The 19,971-nt window shown below is 35.8% G+C and carries 17 protein-coding genes, 1 other RNA gene and 1 pseudogene; 13 read left to right on the top strand and 6 right to left on the bottom strand.

Annotation, left to right across the window (positions count from 1 at the left end; translation table 11 throughout):
- Window position 1 precedes the first annotated feature (1 nt).
- From A8L44_RS03065 to A8L44_RS03050, 4 genes are all read left to right on the top strand, one after another.
- Window positions 2–859 (top strand): ATP-grasp domain-containing protein, encoded by an 858-nt coding sequence (locus A8L44_RS03065; RefSeq protein WP_066101329.1) that lies wholly within the window; start codon window positions 2–4, stop codon window positions 857–859.
- Between the two features lie 84 nt (window positions 860–943).
- Complete coding sequence (locus tag A8L44_RS03060) at window positions 944–1,831, top strand: TIGR01777 family oxidoreductase (RefSeq protein WP_066101327.1); 888 nt, start codon at window positions 944–946, stop codon at window positions 1,829–1,831.
- A 130-nt stretch (window positions 1,832–1,961) separates the two neighbouring features.
- Window positions 1,962–2,158, top strand: a non-coding RNA gene (gene ssrS / locus A8L44_RS03055) — 6S RNA.
- 231 nt (window positions 2,159–2,389) lie between these two features.
- Window positions 2,390–2,764: a hypothetical protein gene (locus A8L44_RS03050; RefSeq protein ID WP_066101323.1), complete on the top strand. Its 375-nt coding sequence runs from the start codon at window positions 2,390–2,392 to the stop codon at window positions 2,762–2,764.
- Window positions 2,765–3,236: 472 nt separating this feature from the next.
- On the opposite strand, the gene A8L44_RS03045 is transcribed toward A8L44_RS03050, so the two are convergent.
- Together A8L44_RS03045 and A8L44_RS03040 are read right to left on the bottom strand one after the other, a co-directional pair.
- Window positions 3,237–4,859 (bottom strand): SH3 domain-containing protein, encoded by a 1,623-nt coding sequence (locus A8L44_RS03045; RefSeq protein WP_066101322.1) that lies wholly within the window; start codon window positions 4,857–4,859, stop codon window positions 3,237–3,239.
- A 442-nt stretch (window positions 4,860–5,301) separates the two neighbouring features.
- The gene (locus A8L44_RS03040; RefSeq protein ID WP_066101320.1) at window positions 5,302–6,501 is read right to left on the bottom strand and encodes a dicarboxylate/amino acid:cation symporter; all 1,200 of its coding nucleotides are present in this window, start codon (window positions 6,499–6,501) and stop codon (window positions 5,302–5,304) included.
- Between the two features lie 322 nt (window positions 6,502–6,823).
- Here A8L44_RS03040 and A8L44_RS03035 point away from each other — a divergent pair, with 322 nt between their 5' ends.
- The 6 genes from A8L44_RS03035 (at window position 6,824) to A8L44_RS03010 (ending at window position 13,388) form a co-directional block, all read left to right on the top strand.
- Window positions 6,824–7,300, top strand: coding sequence for a hypothetical protein (locus A8L44_RS03035; protein WP_066101318.1), 477 nt, complete (start codon window positions 6,824–6,826; stop codon window positions 7,298–7,300).
- 762 nt (window positions 7,301–8,062) lie between these two features.
- Window positions 8,063–9,535: an aminotransferase class I/II-fold pyridoxal phosphate-dependent enzyme gene (locus A8L44_RS03030; RefSeq protein ID WP_066101315.1), complete on the top strand. Its 1,473-nt coding sequence runs from the start codon at window positions 8,063–8,065 to the stop codon at window positions 9,533–9,535.
- Window positions 9,536–9,539: 4 nt separating this feature from the next.
- On the top strand, window positions 9,540–10,400 hold the full coding sequence (speE, locus tag A8L44_RS03025) for a polyamine aminopropyltransferase (RefSeq protein ID WP_066101312.1): 861 nt from the start codon (window positions 9,540–9,542) through the stop codon (window positions 10,398–10,400).
- Window positions 10,401–10,473: 73 nt separating this feature from the next.
- Complete coding sequence (locus A8L44_RS03020; protein ID WP_066101309.1) at window positions 10,474–11,673, top strand: saccharopine dehydrogenase family protein; 1,200 nt, start codon at window positions 10,474–10,476, stop codon at window positions 11,671–11,673.
- Between the two features lies 1 nt (window position 11,674).
- Window positions 11,675–12,802, top strand: a complete 1,128-nt coding sequence (nspC, locus tag A8L44_RS03015; RefSeq protein ID WP_066101306.1) for a carboxynorspermidine decarboxylase — start codon at window positions 11,675–11,677, stop codon at window positions 12,800–12,802.
- A 193-nt stretch (window positions 12,803–12,995) separates the two neighbouring features.
- Complete coding sequence (locus A8L44_RS03010; RefSeq protein ID WP_066101303.1) at window positions 12,996–13,388, top strand: hypothetical protein; 393 nt, start codon at window positions 12,996–12,998, stop codon at window positions 13,386–13,388.
- A 42-nt stretch (window positions 13,389–13,430) separates the two neighbouring features.
- On the opposite strand, the gene A8L44_RS03005 is transcribed toward A8L44_RS03010, so the two are convergent.
- Complete coding sequence (locus tag A8L44_RS03005) at window positions 13,431–13,784, bottom strand: hypothetical protein (RefSeq protein ID WP_066101300.1); 354 nt, start codon at window positions 13,782–13,784, stop codon at window positions 13,431–13,433.
- 365 nt (window positions 13,785–14,149) lie between these two features.
- On the opposite strand from A8L44_RS03005, the pseudogene A8L44_RS03000 reads away from it, so the two are divergent.
- Window positions 14,150–14,735: pseudogene (locus A8L44_RS03000) on the top strand (YdhK family protein).
- 100 nt (window positions 14,736–14,835) lie between these two features.
- On the opposite strand, the gene A8L44_RS02995 reads toward A8L44_RS03000, so the two are convergent.
- The gene (locus A8L44_RS02995; protein ID WP_066101297.1) at window positions 14,836–16,197 is read right to left on the bottom strand and encodes a HAMP domain-containing histidine kinase; all 1,362 of its coding nucleotides are present in this window, start codon (window positions 16,195–16,197) and stop codon (window positions 14,836–14,838) included.
- Window positions 16,194–16,868, bottom strand: a complete 675-nt coding sequence (locus A8L44_RS02990) for a response regulator transcription factor (RefSeq protein ID WP_066101294.1) — start codon at window positions 16,866–16,868, stop codon at window positions 16,194–16,196. Before A8L44_RS02990 ends, A8L44_RS02995 begins: the two co-directional genes overlap by 4 nt.
- Before the next feature lie 319 nt (window positions 16,869–17,187).
- On the opposite strand from A8L44_RS02990, the gene A8L44_RS02985 reads away from it, so the two are divergent.
- Both A8L44_RS02985 and A8L44_RS02980 read left to right on the top strand, forming a co-directional pair.
- A complete protein-coding gene (locus tag A8L44_RS02985; protein WP_225983665.1) occupies window positions 17,188–17,577 on the top strand; it encodes a PepSY domain-containing protein in 390 nt (129 codons plus the stop codon).
- 191 nt (window positions 17,578–17,768) lie between these two features.
- Window positions 17,769–18,224, top strand: a complete 456-nt coding sequence (locus A8L44_RS02980; protein ID WP_066101291.1) for a GNAT family N-acetyltransferase — start codon at window positions 17,769–17,771, stop codon at window positions 18,222–18,224.
- A 101-nt stretch (window positions 18,225–18,325) separates the two neighbouring features.
- On the opposite strand, the gene A8L44_RS02975 is transcribed toward A8L44_RS02980, so the two are convergent.
- A complete protein-coding gene (locus A8L44_RS02975; protein WP_077247955.1) occupies window positions 18,326–19,717 on the bottom strand; it encodes a DHA2 family efflux MFS transporter permease subunit in 1,392 nt (463 codons plus the stop codon).
- Between the last annotated feature and the right edge of the window lie 254 nt (window positions 19,718–19,971).

The following is a 19,971-nucleotide window of genomic DNA, read 5'->3' as shown; positions in this document are numbered from 1 at the left end:
CATGTTTAAAGGCTTACTGATCTATAAGCGCGAGGATTATGACAAAAATAAATGGTTTGCCAATCAGTTTATTAATAATAGTAATCAGCACAATCAAAATATCCAGCTTGTATTTGCCGAGGAATTGAGTTTAATAATTGATAATGGAAAATTGTCCGTTTATATGGAGGAGGGGAATTCACTTCAACCGGATTTCGTCATTAACCGCACCCGAGACAGTCAAATAAGCCTTCATTTTGAATTAATGGGGTGCAGAGTTTTTAACAATTCTCAAGTGACGGATATTTGTAATCATAAAGCTAAAACACATCAAATGATTAACAGCCATGGAATAAAATCTGTGAAGACGGCAATCTCATTCACTGAGGGACAGTCGCTATTAAATTATCCACTTATTTTGAAGACCAACAGCGGCCATGGTGGGACGGATGTTTTTAAAGTAGATTGCAAAACAGAATTAACTAAGCAGATGGGGGAGCTTAATAAGGGGGATGTTATCCTACAGGAAATGTGTGATAATCCAGGTGTTGATGTGAGAGTCTTCGTACTGGGTAAGGAGATAATTGGAGCTGTTAAACGTTATTCCAGCAACAGCTTTAAGTCTAATTTTTCACTTGGCGGAAAGGCTGAGCGTTATACTTTGTCTGAGAAACAAGTGAATTTAGTAAATAAAATAGGTGAGTTATTTGATTTTGACTTTGTAGGAATCGATTTTCTCATCGGCCAGGACGGGCAATTCCTGTTCAACGAAATAGAAGATGCAGTAGGTACCCGTACACTTTACCAACAATACGACTTTAATGTTGTACATATGTATCTGAAGTATATTAATAAACAAATGGTTGACTTGCACGCATAATAATCCTTTTATTCAAAAGAATGTAAAATATTTGATAAAATATTAGTGATATACTTCATAAATTTGAGGTAAAGGGATGAGTGGATGAGAAAGAAGGTCGTAATTGCTGGGGGAACAGGTTTTATTGGCCAGTATTTTGAGAAGCAATTTCATTCTATGGGATATGATGTGCTGGTTATTTCCAGAAGCAACGAACATATTAACTGGCATAATAAAGGTGAAATAAAGGAAGCGCTTGAAGGGGCCGAGTTATTGGTTAATTTGGCTGGAAAATCGGTAAATTGCCGCTATAATGCCAGTAATAAGCTAGAAATAGTCATGTCTAGAACTGAAACAACAGCTATATTGGGGAGTGCCCTCCTTGAGTGTATGACTCCACCTCCTTTGTGGATTAATTCCAGTACTGCCACCATATACAGACATGCGGAAGATCGACCTATGACAGAGAAAAAGGGTGAGATCGGAAGCGGCTTTTCAGTCGATGTTGCGAAAGCGTGGGAAGAAACATTTTTTAACTTTGAACTACCGCATACAAGGCAAGTTGCCTTAAGAATTGCAATCGTATTAGGGGGAAGCGGCGGAGTTATGACTCCGTATAAAAATCTCGTTACATTTGGTCTTGGAGGGTATCAGGGATCTGGACGACAAATGTTTAGCTGGATACATATTGAAGATTTATTTCAACTTGTTCTCTTTCTTAAGAACAGAGAAGACTTGGAGGGGGTATTTAATTGTTCTTCACCCCATCCAGTCACCAATCGTGAATTAATGGTTCACCTCCGTAACAGTATGAACAGAAAATTTGGGCTCCCCACACCTGCTTGGATGCTTAAGGCAGGTGCAATACTGATTAGAACGGAGCCGGAGCTTGTTCTAAAAAGTCGTTGGGTACTCCCTGAAAGGCTTGAACAAGTGGGGTATACATTTAAATATAAAAATTTGGAAGATGCTTTAAAAGAAATATTTAAATGAGATAGTTTCATTAACCGCCTGTACTGTGTGTTGGTTCCTCTTGATGAACTTCCATTTTTCTGGAAATTATATATTTATTATGGAAGTCATCTCCATTGCATTTAAACGATAAGAGGAGTATTATACTTAGTACGAGCTACATTGTACGTGATGCATAATTTAAGTTTTAACCTTTAAGCTGTAATAGGGAGTTTTATTATAAAGGCTGGAATGACAAGCCTCTGTCTATATGACCTGGAGGACAAGCAGGAAAGCTTTTGCGAACACCCACTTGGAGAAGTGGTGGTTTAAAACTTTCTTATATGTAACGGCAAAAGTGGCTTATAAACCAATTCCATTTCGGAATTGGTTTTTTATATTTACCCATAAAAAATGACAGACAGTAATAAATACAAAGGCTAAAATGAAATCAGTTGTTGATTGTTTATTTTGTATTTATTAAAATATTAATATAACTTATCTTAATATTTGAAATTGAAATTACTATTAGTTTTTTTATTTTATAAAAATAAAACAGATGGAACGGGAAATATTATTTAGAGTATTTGGGTGATTTTAATGAATTCCAGGTTATTTATATTAGCAATCATATTTTCTTTAGTTATTTCTTTGATACCAGAATTAAAAAAACAGACAATCGCTGTTGCTTCTGCTAATTTAGGGATGACTAGTGAAATGGATAAGGTGCAGTTTGCACATAATTCACTTTCTAAAACCTCAAATAATATTGATTCAACAATACAAGTATTCGACCCTATTACTTCCGAAGATATTATTGGTCGTATAGTACCAAGTAAGTGTTTAACAGGGAAGGGTATGGTTGTTGAAGAAATTTCTCAGACTAGCGAACATGTTATTAGTAGCTTATATCCTTTTGGGATTTTTATTATATTTACAGGATTTATATATATGGCTTTACGTTTAAAGAGATAACCGTGATAGAATGCAGTTCTGTTGTAATTTAAATTACCTAGGCTGAACTGGTGGTACCATTAAACCTTGTTTAACACCAATGACTATAAAAGAGAAAAATAAAGACTTCTATCTGTTTAAGAGATAGAAGTCTTTATTTTGTATACATCCTTTTAAAATCCTTAATATACGGATAGATGGGAGTGTGCAGCATGTTGAAAATTAATTATCAGAATTGCTATTAGCAATTAGCTCTTTTTTTTAATGAAAGGATGTTTTGATTCAGACTTGAATACTCAATCTGATAGTACTAACAACTATAATCCTTCTAATAATAGTGAACATTCGACTGGCAGTAAGTTGGATAATTAAAGTCAAACTGATAATTGTATCTCCATACACTCGGATCCTTTAAAAATTATCATATCTTATATGGTGAAAATAAACTCCCAATTTTTCAATTAGGAGTTTATTTTATAATTGTATATTCTATTTACTTTGTAATAAAGAGAGCACTGCCAATTTTTCTGGGGCTTTCGCCTAATTTATTAATTAAATTACCATTGATATATAGGGTGCTGGATCCTCCGCCATCTAAATTTACAGCTTCAACTGCCCCTAATTTCATCATAACATCAGCGCTTTGGCTTGCTGTTAAACCACTACTCCCATTAATTCGGCCATCTGTAACTGCCATGATAAACCGTCCATCTTTAGTCTGACCAAACAATGTTCGTGGGTTCCTGCTTTTACTGTGTGAGAAATACTCACTATGCGCTAAATTTATTTTGCCGTTCTGTACTAAAGAATATGAAGTACCAACAGCAAAATAATTATTTTCCTTCATATCTTCTAATTCTTGAAGATTTATTAATGGTGTTGCGATACTACGAATATCTATTTTCCCTGTCTTTTTATATTCCATAATTACGTATTTAGGATTATGGTTACTGGTTACTTGTCCATTTACCATAAATAAACCACCATGTTCCATTTTTGAGTTAAAAAAGCCTAAGTTTATCTTTGCTAGTTCATTTGGTAGCTTAATAGATGACAATGGTTCAAGAACATTAGGTTTTCCTTTGGAAACTGTTAAATTAGCATTAGGATTACTTGTATAGATATGAATATTCGTATTATAATATCTTACATTTTTATAATTAGGTACTGTCTCTTTGATGACAGACTTCTTCATGTATGTCGAGTTGACAAAGCCTGTCTTATTAGCATATTTAACTTTAAACCAACTTCCGGATTTGGAGAGATAGGTCACATTTTTCCCTTTCGGAATGGTTAGGATTACTTTATGTTTATTAGAAGCACCAGTCCTTAAATTGACATTAGCCGTTGTTTGATATGTAACGGTAGCCTGTGAATTAGTCTGGGAATTAGCTGTTGGTTTCTTTAAATAAGAAGAGCTCACAAAGCCTGTCTTATTAGCATATTTAACCTTAAACCAACTTCCAGATTTGGAGAGATAAGTCACATTTTTTCCTTTCGGAATGGTTAGGATTACTTTATGCTTATTAGAAGCACCAGTCCTTAAATTGACATTAGCCGTTGTTTGATATGTAACGGTAGCCTGGGTACTAGCCTGTGAATTAGCAGTTGGTTTCTTTAAATAAGAAGAGCTCACAAAGCCTGTCTTATTAGCATATTTAACCTTAAACCAACTTCCGGATTTGGAGAGATAGGTCACATTTTTCCCTTTCGGAATGGTTAGGATTACTTTATGCTTATTAGAAGCACCAGTCCTTAAATTGATATTAGCCGTTGTTTGATATGTAACGGTAGCTTGGGTACTAGTCTGAGAATTAGCTGTTAGCTTCTTTAAATAAGAAGAGCTCACAAAGCCTGTCTTATTAGCGTATTTAACCTTAAACCAACTTCCGGATTTGGAGAGATAGGTCACATTTTTCCCTTTCGGAATGGTTAGGATTACTTTATGCTTATTGGACGAACCGGCTCTTAAATTGACATTAGCTGTCGTTTGATAGAGTGTGGAAGAAGAAACGGTTGCTGCGTCTACTTTTGTGTATAAATCAGTTGTTCCAAATAAAACCAAACCAAATGTAATAAAAATTAATACGATTTTTTGTGTCAATGAGTTTCTCATGCAAGACTTTCTCCTAATATTTGTGATAAATAATTTGTTGTGATAGTTATAATAATATAAAAATATTAATATATTTACTTATAGAAATAAACAAAAAATTAGCTATTTTATTATTTTTATATAATTAATAAGGAATAAATAAAGGATTCTTAATAAGGACAGAAGTAAATTATAAATGAGGATGTATTTGTGTTTTTTTAGATAAGGTGAGTTGTTTATTAAAATCATTGAACTAAAGTGAAAAAAGTATGAGGTTTGCAGATATTTTTCTGTGAAAATAACAAGATATGGACTGACACATAGGTCCTTGTTGAACTGGTTATATTTAATCAAAAAAGGGAGATATGTTGAGTTAACAACATGTCTCCCTTTTTGATTTATTGTTTTTTGACTGAAATCTCTATACGGACACCATTTTTGTATATCTATCTTATTTTTGTATTTAAATTAAATTTTCTATTTGTTTATTTTGAATTATTTCTTTGCTGGTTTTAGGAACAAATCGCTCCGTAAGTGCTGAGATAGCGCCATCGCCTGTTACATTGCATGCTGTTCCGAAGCTATCCTGAGCTAGGTATAATGCGATCATGAGGGAAAGCATGTTATCAGAGAAACCGAGCATGGATTCTAATAAACCAAGTGCAGCCATAACAGCTCCTCCTGGAACTCCTGGTGCGGCGATCATTGTGACACCAAGCATTAAAATAAATGGTAGCATTTGTGTGATGCTAGCATCCGTACCCTGTAACAGCATAACTGCCATCGCACAGCTGACGAGGGTAATTGTACTTCCAGATAAATGGATAGTTGCTAATAGTGGAACAGTGAAGTTTGCTACTTTATCTTTCACACCCATTTTTTTAGTCCGATCCACAGTAACAGGAATCGTTGATGCGGAAGACTGAGTGCCTAAAGCTGTAAAATACGCTGGTAACATAGTCTTAAGCATTTTAAATGGATTTTTCTTAGAAGCTGCACCCGCAACTGTATACTGTATGACTAACATAAACAAATGTAAAGCAATGATCATCACAAATACTTTAGCAAATACACTTAAGATAGACGCAATTTGACCGCCCTGAGTCATGTTTGCGAATATACCAAAGATATGAAATGGTAAAAGAGGGATAATAATCGTATTAATTACTTTCACGACAATCTCTTTGAATTCTTCCATTACATTAAGAAGTGCTTCTCCTTTGATAGACGCCATCCCTACACCAATTGTGAAGGCTACAAGCAAAGCCGTCATAACACCCATTACAGCAGGCATCTCAATTGTAAAATATGGAGAGAGTAAAGCTTCCTCAGGATTTGCAAAGCTTTGAGCAGTCTGGTTTTTTAATATAACAGGATACAATGCTTTGGCCACGAAAAAAGCAATCAAGCCAGCTATTATTGTAGAAGCATAGGCTAATCCAGTTGTGATACCGAGCATTTTGCCGGCACCTTTCCCCATCATTCCAATTCCTGAAGCAATAAAACCAATGATAATAAAGGGAATAATAAATTCTAAAAAGCTGCTAAAAAGCCCGTTGAAAGTAGTGAAAATACGAAGCATCCAGGCTGGAGCAATCATTCCTATACCAATACCGAGAAAAATAGCTAATATAATCTTGGGTAATATACCGAATCGTTTCATGGTGTCCTCCTTATAAATACAGTTGTACTCTATATGTGGATTATACAGAAAAATGAATTAAAAAGTAACCTTTATGCTTAAAAAGAATAAAATAATGTTTTTTGATTGGTGATTGGAGTTAAATCTCTTAAATTTGGGATATCCATATTGGTTAAATCATATAAATGAAAAAGCTATAGGGGAGCAGAGAAAATGTTTTTCTTAAATTCAATATATTTCTATGATGATATAATTGATTGGAGATATATAATCATTCTCTATTTATTCTTCTGTTTACTGACTTTAAATAATGAGTGATTGTGTGTATGAATGGAGGAGATATATGCTAGGAATTCTGGAGTTTCAGTTAAGCAAGATTATAGTTAATATCTTCATTATTATTGGGATTTTTTGTTTTGTGGTCCTTTTTACAAAGCAAGCCGAGTATGTTGAAAGCCTAAAAGGAAATGCGATTACCTCTGAAGATATGAAAATTTCTCTTATTAAGAGAATGGCTTATGGCGCAGTTTTAGCTATCATTACTATTTTAATTGAGTATATCTTGGTTTATTATCTGTCGGGTTATTTTAAAGTAGAGATTAACGAATTTAGTTTTATATTCAGTATCTTTGTTTTGTGTTTTTTCTTAATGATAGGAGTGGGCCCAAAGGAATATACTGAACCAACCACTAATAATTATTGGGTTAGACAAGAGTTATACTGGACACTCGACAATAAAGAATTTGATATATTGGGAAAACCATATTTAATAGGGGCTGTAACTTTTTTTCTCATCAATTTAGTTTACTTCATCGTCTAGATCCTCAACAGTTTGATCTAATCATGATATTCCATCCCTCACGATCTCCTCTTATTAAATGATAAATGGTCGTTTTTTGTGTAAAATCATTCCAATGACCCATAGAGAATCATGAATATTTTTGATAAAAATAAATAATTATACATAGATAGAATGGTTTATTTAGGTTTTAAAGGTATAAAAAGTAAATGTATCTATTGCTAATTTTTCCATAAACTGATAATATTAGGACGTTGTTATTTTGGAAAGCAAATATTCAAATAGTTAGAGTCTTTCCAAGCAGATAAAAATTGACCACTTGCCCACGGGAAGTTAAGGCCATACGGACAGCCGGGTCAAATGCCGACAGGCAACATTAGTTGCCCTATTGATTGAGTTAGAAGCTCAAATTTTATAAGTTGGTTACTTTATAACCAGTACGACATAAATCGTGCAAAACTTGTGAAACGGTCAATAAGAGTGGTAAAAGTATTTATTTGCTATATAGACTCTGATCTCCTTTTTAGGTATGTTGAATATTAAAAAGCTTTTCAGACATAAAATTCATTTGATTTTATGCGTGGCAATATGTCTGTATTTGTATATGCTTTTTAATAGGATAATAATATCTACAAGCAAGTGATGTGCAATGAAATGCGCGTACACTTGCTTTTTTGTTGTCTTTTAACTTTATCAATTAATAAAAATCACCCCATAAATTCTTACGATTTAAACCAGATGGAAAGGGAAGTGGGAGAATTTTCAGCGAGAGGAAGTTTTGTGATGATTGAACAAGAAAGATTATTTCGTCTTTCGCAGGGGCGGGCTCCTATTTATGAAGCTTTGGAAGAGTTCAAGAAAAAACGAATTGTTCCTTTTGATGTACCCGGCCATAAACGCGGGAGAGGTAATCCTGAATTGACAGCTTTTTTGGGTGAGCAAGCGGTTAGTGTGGATGTTAACTCGATGAAGCCGCTAGATAATCTCTGTCATCCGGTATCCGTCATTAAAGAAGCAGAAGAATTAGCAGCTGAGGCATTTGGTGCTGCACATGCATTTTTTATGGTGAATGGAACGACATCTGCCGTACAGGGGATGGTCCTGACAGCTTGTAAAGCGGGAGATAAAATTATTCTTCCCCGAAATGTTCATCGCAGTGTCATTAACGCACTTGTTCTATGTGGTGCCGTGCCGGTATATGTAAATCCGGAAATGGATAAAAATCTAGGAATTGCGCTTGGTATGTCTCTCAACCAGGTGGAAAAAGCGATTAAAGAAAACCCAGAGGCTAAAGCCATTTTGGTCAATAATCCAACCTATTACGGAATCTGCTCAGATTTACGAGGGATTGTGAAACTTGCCCATCAGCATAATATGCTTGTTCTTGCAGATGAAGCACACGGAGCACATTTATACTTTGGAAAAAACCTTCCCGTGACTGCCATGGCTGCTGGTGCAGATATGGCTTCAGTCAGCATGCATAAATCCGGGGGGAGTTTAACGCAAAGCTCATTTATGTTAATGGGACCTTCTGTAAATGTCGGTTATGCAAGGCAAATTGTTAATCTGACACAAACGACAAGCGGATCGTATTTGCTGCTTTCAAGCTTAGATCTTTCTCGAAGAAATCTAGCGTTAAATGGAGAGCGGATTTTCGATGATGTTATTAATCTTGCAGAATATGTTCGGAACGAAATCAATCAAATTGGTAACTATTATGCCTTTTCAAGAGAATTGGTGAATGGAGATAGCATATTTGATTTTGATGTAACTAAGCTCTCGGTACATACATTAGATATTGGACTAGCGGGAATTGAGGTATATGACTTATTGCGAGATGAGTATGATATCCAAATTGAATTTGGAGATATAGGCAATATTTTGGCCTATGTATCTGTTGGTGATCGGAAAAGAGATGTCGAACGTCTGATCAGTGCCCTATCAGAAATACGTCGTCGTTATTCGACTGATAAATCAGGTCTGATTACACAAGAATATATTGACCCGGAGGTTGTGATTACACCGCAGGAGGCATTCTATGCAGATAAAGAATCATTGAGTCTGCGAGATACAGAGGGTCGAGTGTGCAGTGAGTTTGTGATGTGCTATCCTCCTGGAATTCCAATCCTCGCACCAGGTGAAAGAATCACGAAAGAAATCATTGAGTATATTGACTATGCAAAAGCAAAAGGCTGTTCCATGACAGGACCGGAAGACCTTGCTATTGAACGTCTGAATGTACTAAAGGGAGTGTGACAGCATGGAGTTGTGGTTTCATGAACGTAGCACGGCAGAAGTAAAGCTTTCCATCAAGGTGGACAAGCATTTATACAGTGAACAGAGCGAATTTCAGAGGATTGATATCTTTGAATCGAACGAGTTTGGGAGATTTTTGACCCTGGATGGCTATATGATGATGACTGAAAAAGATGAGTTTATTTATCATGAGATGATTACCCATGTACCTATGGCTGTTCATCCAAATCCACGGAAGGTTTTGGTTATTGGTGCAGGGGATGGCGGTGTTGTACGTGAGCTAACCCGTTATCAACAGATTGAACATATTGACATGGTGGAAATTGACGAAAAGGTAGTTGAAGCCTGTAAGAATTATTTGCCGTTAACAGCTTCCAAGCTTGATGACGAACGGGTTCATATTCATTATGAGGATGGGCTGAAATTTGTTCGCTCCTGTGAAAATCAATATGATTTGATAATCGTGGATTCAACCGACCCATTCGGACCGGGTGAAGGCTTGTTTACGAAAGAATTTTACGGTAATTGCTACAAGGCCTTACATGAAGATGGAATTATGGTAAATCAGCATGAGAGTCCGTTTTATGCAGAAGACAGGGCAGCGATGCAGAGGGCGCACCAACGGATTATCGACTGTTTCCCAATTAGCAGGGTATATCAGGCACATATTCCATCCTACCCGTCCGGCCACTGGTTGTTTGGATTTGCATCCAAAAAATATCAACCTCTTGCAGATTTAAATCAAGAGGCTTGGAAACAGTTGGGTATTAAAACACGCTATTACAATCCTAATTTACACCGTGGTTCCTTTGCTTTGCCAACGTATGTGGAGGAGCTGCTGAGGGACGTGGAAGATATTCCATGAAAATCTTCTAGTGTTTAAAACAAGCAGAAAGAAGTTTGTTAGATAAATAAATAATGGATTGGAGATATGAAAAATGGGAAAAGCACTGATTATTGGTTGTGGCGGAGTAGCCTCTGTGGCAATAAACAAATGTGTACAAAACAGTGAGGTATTTGAAGAGATTTGTATTGCAAGTCGTACTAAGTCCAAATGTGATGATTTAAAAGCTAAGCTTGACGGCGGTAAGACAAAAATTACAACGGCTCAGGTGGATGCAAACAATGTGGATGAGCTAATTGCTTTAATAGAAGAAGTGAAACCAGATATAGTCATGAACCTTGCCTTACCATATCAGGATTTAACGATTATGGATGCCTGTCTTGCAACTAAAACTCATTATATGGATACAGCTAATTATGAGCCTGAAGATACAGCGAAGTTTGAATATAAATGGCAATGGGATTACCGTGAGCGCTTTGAAGAAGTGGGTATTACTGCATTATTAGGAAGCGGATTTGATCCTGGCGTTACAGGAGTATTCTCAGCCCATGCCTTAAAACATCATTTTGATGAAATTGAATACATTGATATTTTAGACTGTAATGCAGGTGACCATGGTTATCCTTTTGCAACAAACTTTAATCCTGAAATAAATATCCGTGAAGTAACAGCAAATGGCTCCTATTGGGAAAATGGCCAATGGGTAGAAACAGAGCCAATGGAAATTAAACGTACGTACAATTTCCCTGAGATCGGTGACAAAGATATGTATCTATTACATCATGAAGAAATTGAATCACTTGCTTTGAATATTCCTGGCATTAAGCGGATTCGTTTCTTTATGACATTTGGGCAAAGTTATCTCACTCATTTAAAATGTCTAGAAAATGTTGGGATGACATCTATTGAGCCAATCGAATTTGAAGGGAAAGAAATCATACCTCTTCAATTTTTAAAAGCAGTACTTCCAGACCCTTCTTCACTTGGTCCGCGTACAAAAGGAAAAACGAATATTGGCTGTATTTTCCGCGGTAAAAAAGATGGAAAAGATAAAACTTATTATGTATACAATGTTTGTGATCATGAAGCGTGTTACAAAGAAGTGGGATCACAGGCGGTTGCTTATACAACAGGGGTTCCTGCAATGATTGGTGCGATGATGGTTATGAACGGAAATTGGAACAAGCCTGGTGTTTACAATATTGAGGAATTTGATCCAGATCCGTTCATGGAAGCATTGAATAAATGGGGACTTCCTTGGAAAGAAAGCTTTGATCCGGAGTTAGTAGACTAAGATGCGCTTTGATCAATTACCAACACCATCTTATGTGGTAGATGAAGGTCTACTCGAGAAAAACCTAAAAATTTTAAAGGGTGTAATGGGTCGAACCGGATGTAAAATTATCCTGGCACAAAAAGCATTTTCTATGCATGCAATGTATCCGTTAATCGGTCAGTATTTGAGTGGGACTGCTGCGAGCGGATTGTATGAAGCTAAGCTTGGCTATGAGGAGATGGGAAAGGAAAATCATGTGTTTTCCCCAGCCTACCGCGAAGATGAGATAGATGAAATTATCTCTATTTGTGATCATATTATCTTCAATTCTTTTTCACAGCTTGAGAGATTTGGGGATAAAGTACTCCAGGCAGGTAAAAGCATAGGCCTCCGTATTAATCCAGAATGTTCGACTCAAGAGGGCCATGAAATCTATGATCCATGCACTAGAGGATCCAGATTTGGTATAACGGCTGATGAATTTCGTCCAGATTTGCTGGAAGGTGTATCGGGATTACATTTCCATACGCTTTGTGAACAGGATTCGGATGCCTTGGCACAAACCCTCAATGCTGTCGAAGAGAAATTTGGAAAATGGCTGCCGCAAATGAAATGGATTAATTTTGGCGGTGGCCACCATATTACAAGAGATGGGTATAATATAGGCCTGCTGGAGGACTGTATTACCCGTATTCAGAAGACATATGATTTGGAGGTTTATCTTGAGCCGGGTGAAGCAATTGCTCTTAATGCCGGATTTCTTGTGACAACGGTTCTTGATACATTAAAGAATGATGTGGAAATTGCTATCCTCGATACTTCGGCTTCCTGTCATATGCCGGATGTGTTGGAAATGCCATATCGCCCTCCGCTTCTTGGTAGTGGTGAACCCGGTGAAAAGGCCCATACGTACAGATTAGGCGGTCCAACCTGCTTAACAGGGGATATTATTGGAGATTATTCATTCGATCAGCCGTTAAAAAGTAATGACCGATTGGTTTTTGGGGATATGGCGATTTATTCGATGGTTAAAAACAATACATTTAACGGAATGGCCCTGCCGACAATTGCTGTACAGGACAAGAATGGTGAATGCCGCATTTTGCATAAATTTAATTATATGGATTTTAAAAATAGACTATCTTAATGAAAAAGCCAGATTCCAATGTGAATCTGGCTTTCTTCTATAGATAGGTATTATATATAGAAGAAACTCGTATATTAAGTTTTCTACGATTTGATTAAAGACGGATATCTCTGATTGTTAAAGGTGTTTTTAATACTTTTGTAGAATTACTTTGAATGAAGAACAACTGAAAACTAGTAAGGGGTGAGACGAAATGGAAAAAAATGAGGTTATCATGATTGAGGAACGAAGTAATAGTAAAATGAATTTTCCATTTATATTAAAGATTGTTGTGATTATTGCACTATTATTTACCGTTATTACTTTAGGTGCAGGGTTGTATAAATTATATGTGTATGAAAGTCCCTATAGTAAAGAGGAAATGATAGACCAAGGATATGAAGAAATATTCAATGAGGAGAAGGCTGTTAATGCATATAATTTATATGATGTGCAGAATTTATCGGTGAATGCCGGAATGGCTACAGCGTATTTTACATTAGCAATTTTGTTTAGCATCCTTGGAATAGGAGCTTTTGTAATGGCTGAAATACTGAAACGGAATGAGCAAAGGAGCATGTTGAGTATAGACAATCTAAAAGAATGAAAAGCTCAAACCCAGTCAGGAGTTTGAGCAAGGTTGAATAAGTTATATAGTCTCTATTGTCCGACCGCTTAACTTCGCAAAAATGTTACTAATAGATAAGAAAACGGTAAAGAATGCATTCAGCACTATATTAATCAAGCCACTGAATATACTAAGAATGAAGTAGACGATTGCTGATATTAAAATACCTTCCATTAACATTTCAATAGAAAATGAACGTTCATAAATTGCACCAATAATAGTAATGAGCCATATTAATACAATATATATCATGGGGAAATAGGCAATGAATTGACAGATCCATGAAAGGATACGTGTAATTCCTGCAGCAATCCAATAAAACGGGGAAAAAAGAATAAGTCGAAAGATCAGGAAGTAATGTTGTATGGTATTCATGCTGGCTCAACTCCTCCGTATTAGTCTAAGGTGCTTCATTATTTAAATTCCCGTAATAATCTCCTTTAAAAATGAAAAAATTGTGAATGATATAGGGGATGTGACAACCATTATAGTTGGTTAACGTTTTATATAAAAATTCAATTAAGATACGAGAAAAAATAGAGGGTTAATTTGTTTATTTTTAAACAGTCTTCTAAATGTATGAGCAGATTTATGAATCTATTAGTCATTTAAACCATAAAAATTAGCAGATAATATGATAGAAGAGGTAAAGGTAAATATAAAAATATGGTAGACCATATAACAAAAGGGTAATGCAATAAAGAACACAATTGCTGTTTATCATAAAAGGAGGACAAGATATGTTAAAAAGACTTTCTCTCTTATTTCTGCTAACGGTATGTATTCTTGTGCTGGGTGCTTGCTCTCAAACAACTGAGGAAGACCAAACTGAGGATACTAATAATAAAGAATTGCAACATGATACACAATCTCATGATATGAAGGGAATGAATCATTCAGGTTCTGGTGAGGTTCCGGAAGATTTAAAAGTGGCTGAAAATCCCTACTTTTAAAGTTGGAAGCCATGCAATCCTTAAAGATGGACATATGGAAGGTATGAAAAGTGCTGAAGCCACCATCATTGGAGCTTATGACACAACCGCATACCGCATTTCTTACAATCCAGCTACAGGTGGGGAAAGGGTGAAAAATCATAAGTGGATTATTCATGAAGAGATAAAAGATAGTGGAGAGGAATCTTTGCAGCCTGGTGCAGAAGCCATTACGACTACCTCTCATATGGATGGAATGAAGGGTACCACTGTAAAAATTGAATCAGCACAAGAAACGACTGTTTATATGATTGATTACAAACCAACAACAGGTGGGGAAGAAGTAACTAATCACAAATGGGTGACAGATGACGAATTGATGCCTGTTGAATAATTACTCGCATTGCCGAGCCATTCGTTTTGTTTGTTAAACCTTAAAAGGCACCTATCATACTGGTGTAGGTGCCTAGAATAATATCCTCTAATTAAGCTCTTTAATAGCCTATAGGTAAACGAAACTTAAAGGTACTTCCTTTATCTAATTCACTTGATACATCAATGGTGCCGCCGTGCAGACTGACAATCCATTTTACGATCGACAAGCCAAGACCTGTATTGCCGTTAGCAGTTGAGGTACGAGAAGGATCGACGCGATAAAAACGATCCCATATTTTATTTATATGTTCTGCACTAATGCCAATTCCATTATCCGAAATCTCACCTATCACATGATTACCCTGCTGATATAATTTAATCTTTACATATCCGCCAGGCCTTCCATAGGCAACCGCATTCGTAATCAGGTTCATAAGTAATCTCATGATTAACGTTTGATCTGCTTTTATAAAAAGATTATCCTCTAGGTCTGTAATTATCTCAATATCAGCTTTATAAGCCATATAGGTTAATTCTTCTGCTACCATTTCTGTTAACTCACTAATATTAAGCCTTTCAAATAGAAAATGGTCCATATTCTGCTGATCAACTCTGGCCAGTAAAAGTAATTGCGAAATGAGAGAGGACATTTTTTGGGATTGTTTTAGAATGACCTCAAGGGATTCCTTTACTTCTTTTGAATCATCAATTTGAGATAAGGCGTATTCAGATTGAGAGATGATGACAGAAGTAGGTGTCCTTAATTCATGAGAGGCATCAGAAGTAAATTGTTTTTCATTCTCAAATGAAGATTGTAATCTATCGAACATTCGGTCAAAGGTCTGTGCCAAAGCATGAATTTCATCATTTGATCCCTTAAGGTCAATACGTTTTGATAAATCTTGTCCGTCGTTAATTTCACTGACTGTATCAATCATTTTTTGTACGGGACGAAACGCTCTTTTTGTAATAGAATATCCGCCGGTAGCTGCTACAATAATAAGGAATGGAAAAGCAATTAGCGTCACAAGTAAAATGGTGTTCATGGCTGACGATAATTGATTTAATTGATAAACGCCTCGAATCCATATCTCATCATTAAATTTTTTATATGGATGATCATATAATAGCCATTCCTGTCCATTCTGTTCAATGGTTTGAAGTCCATCCTTATTCATTGGTATGTCCCCGTTAAATCCAGATGGAACATTGCCTTCCAGTAAAGCACCATTTTTATCGTAAATTAAAAGAGTGACCCCATCATCATAATACTCAAAATCATTATCTACCTCTAAATGTCCGTTTTCATAATCTATATCTCTAAAACCTTCTTTTACTGATTCCTCGAGTTGGTCCTGGATATTTAACAGAAGAATTTTATCGGAAGAGGCCAAAATAATACTTAATACCATAGCCATAATAATCACAATTAGGCCCGTATACCAGAGAGTGATCTTCATTTTAATAGATAATTTTTTCATGACTCTATCCTCAATACGTAGCCAGACCCTCTAATAGTATGGATAAGCTTGATCTCAAAATCATTATCTATTTTTTTTCTTAGATAACGAATATAAACATCAATGATATTTGAGCCGCCTTCATAATCATAATTCCAAACATGTTGTTCAATATTATCTCGAGACAATACAATATCTTTATTGCGAATCATATATTCCAAAATTGCAAACTCCTTGCTGGAAAGGTCAATATTTTTACCCTGTCGCGTTACCTTATGGGTATTACAGTCCACTACTAAATCTCCCATTTCATAAACGTTGGATGTGTTACCTGATTGCCGGCGCATTAACACCCGTATCCTGGCCAGTAGTTCATCGAAGGCAAATGGTTTGATTAAATAATCATCTGCGCCTAAATCCAGTCCTTTGACCCGATCTTCAATCGTATCTTTTGCGGTTAACAATAAAACCGGAGTACGATTACCTTCTTCTCTTATATGCTGCAAAACTTCCAGTCCATTTACTTCTGGAATCATTATATCTAACACGATCAAATCATAAGAAGCCATGGAAATATAATCGAGTGCATCAGACCCATTTCCACATGCGTCCACACTGTAATTTTCCACTTTTAAACGGTTTGCAAGAACGTTTTGTAAATCTTGTTCATCTTCGACTATGAGAATCCGCATGTTTAGTCTCCTTTTCTTCTTATTTAATATATTTTACTATAATTCACGTTTATTAAAAAAAGATGAGAAAATCATTTTTATTCATTAATGTTCCTTTAATGTTTACCCATTATGATGAAGTCAAGATCAAGGAAAAGAATAAAAGACAGGAGGAGAGGCGTCAAAATTAATGGAATGATAATTGGTTCCTGTTCTGGTCAAATGGTCTTATGTTCTTCGTAAATTAAAAATTCTAATCAATTTTATTGACCAATTAGACCAGTTTGAAGATTAACTAGAAAAGGAAATTGTATATAAACGATAAAAAGGAGAGATAGCTATGTTAACAAAATACAAAAACATGGTAGTAGAAAATAAAAAGAAAATAATCGGTGGCTTTATTGCCATAATTGTTCTTGGTATCGCCATTGTAGGCGGTTATGTTGGAATGGGTTATTACTATGCAAATAAGAATGACAACTATACAGAAGCACAAATTAAAGAAATAGCTTTGAAGCAAATTGATGGAGAAGTTATCAGTGTTCAAAAAGAATTCAATTTGGAAGATGACCGTATTTCCCGTTCTGAATACGAATACGATGTTGAAATTAAAACTTCAGAAAATCTTTTGAAAACAATCACTGTAAAAGGTAGAACAGGTACTATAGAAATAGATGATGATTTTGACGATGATCATATTTCCCGTTCCGAATTTGATGATAAAAATTAAATTCATGAAAATTTCTTAAGTACAACCAACATAAGAGGAAGAACATGTCTAATTGAATTAAATGGATTTAATAATCAGGAGACTCCGCCAAAAGATTTATCTCTTTTTGGGAGTCTCTTTTTTATGGATATGGATAAGTTAAATTTTGGTATTATGATATAAAAGATATCTGGATACAAGGAGGAGACGATATGTACCAATATTTTAACGGCTTAGTCATCCGGGAAGGGACAGAAGGAGTTCCAGCTGAAAGTGTAGAATCTCTTTTTACAGATGCAGGATGGGCGAGAAACACACCAGATTGGCAGAAAGAAAAGTTTTCATTAATATTTGAAAACTCCACCTGGGCTTATACTGTATGGGATTCTAGCCGAATGATTGGAATGGTTCGGGTTATTTCAGACAAAATAATGGCCGCTACTATAATGGATTTAGTCGTTTTAACCGAATATCGAGGAAAGGAGATCGGTAAAAAATTAGTTGAACTATGTGTACAAAAGCTTCCTCATGGAGATTGGTTCGCGCATACGTCCGCTGTTAATTTCAGTTTCTATGAAAAGTGCGGATTTGAAGTCAAAGACTTGTCCCAAAATGGAACGTGCGTCTATTATGGATATATACAAGCCCGTAAAGAGGGGCATAGATAAATAAAAACAAAGCTAACACCAACTAGAATCGCAGAGGATTTAGGGTGTTAGCTTTGTTTATTTCACTCTATTTGGTTTCGTTTTCTCTCAATCTTCCCAGTTTACTGTGTTTTTTTCAAGAAGAATGAAAGAACGACATTTATGATAGCTAAAATTAAACTGATCTTAAATACAAATGCTGAACCAGTAGCTGCAGCTGCAGTTAAATCATTGGCTGCACCGGATAAGTAATCAGCTTGTTTCATAGAGAATAGAGATACCATTACCGCAATACCTATAGCTCCGGCTACTTGCTGAGACGTTTGTGTAATTGCAATACCATCTGGATAATATTGTCTAGGTAATGCATTCAGTGTATTTGTTTGTACGGATGCTAAGACCATACCAACACCTAACATCATCACGATATGTGTCAATACCATAATCCAAAGAGCGGTATCTGTTCCGTATGATGAATAAAGTCCATATCCAATGACAACAAGAATTGTACCTGGAGTAATCACGGCACGTGGTCCATATTTGTCAAATAATTTACCAATTATCGGCGCAAGTACACAGTTGATTAAACTCCCCGGAAGCATCATTAATCCTGTTACAAATGCTGAAACGATAAGGGCCATTTGCATATACATTGGTAAAACAACAAGCATGGAAAGCATGTTGAGGAAGGTAATAATATTCATAGCAAGACCTAAAACGAACATTGGGTATCTAAATGCTTTTAAGTTTAACATTGGGTGTTCCATCTTATTTTGACGGATACAGAAGAATAGTAATGCGATTAAGCCGATAATAATTGTTCCTAATACGGTTGCATTTGTCCAGCCAAGCTCTCCACCGACACTTACACCGTATACAACACCACCAAAACCAATTGTAGATAATACTACAGACAAAATATCAATTGAGACATTACGGATTTCATTAACATTCGGTATATAGATATAGCCAATGATTAGTGAAATTAATAAGAATGGAATGGTGAACCAGAAAATCCAATGCCAAGATAAGGTGTCTAAAATCATGCCTGCTAAGGTTGGTCCAAAAGCTGGTCCAGCTAAAATAACTAATCCCATTGTTCCCATTGCAGCTCCACGTTTATTTGGCGGGAAAATCGTGAAAATAACACTTTGTGTTAAAGGTAAAATGATAGCCAACCCAGCTGCTTGAATAATACGTGCTGTTAAAAGTACGCTAAATGTGGGTGCTAAAGCAGCTAAAACTGTCCCTATAAGAGAGAAAAATAAAGCTGCCATGAACATTTGGCGTGTCGTGAATTTTTGCATTAAAATACCTGTAACTGGTACTAAAATACCAAGTGTTAAAAAGTAGCCTGTTGCCAACCACTGAATGGTTGTTGCATCCACACTAAAAATTTGGCTTAATTGTCCTAATGCTATATTTAAAGCTGTTTCACTAAAAAGCCCGACAAATCCTGCTACCAAGAGGGCAGCCATTATCGGTCCCGTTTTGATTTGTATTTGTTTATTCACTTGTTATAACTCCTCTAAAAATAAATTATTTGTAAATTCGAGATTGCTCTCAGGGAGAAACGCATTTGTAGAGCAAAAATCCATCTTCATTGGAAGCCTAATCACTAAAGAAATAGAAGAATACAGAATCTTCCGAAAAAAGATTCGATAAAACCTTTGATTATAAAATTTTCTCAATTAAAATCAGACTCTTGTAAACATACATACTAAAACTACATTAGGGCGAATTTTCACTCACCTATATTTGCTAACTG

Source organism: Bacillus sp. FJAT-27986, from assembly GCF_001685035.1.
Taxonomy (GTDB): domain Bacteria; phylum Bacillota; class Bacilli; order Bacillales; family Pradoshiaceae; genus Pradoshia.
Note: the sequence above shows the minus strand (reverse complement) of the source record. Positions and strands in the feature narration are given on the sequence as shown.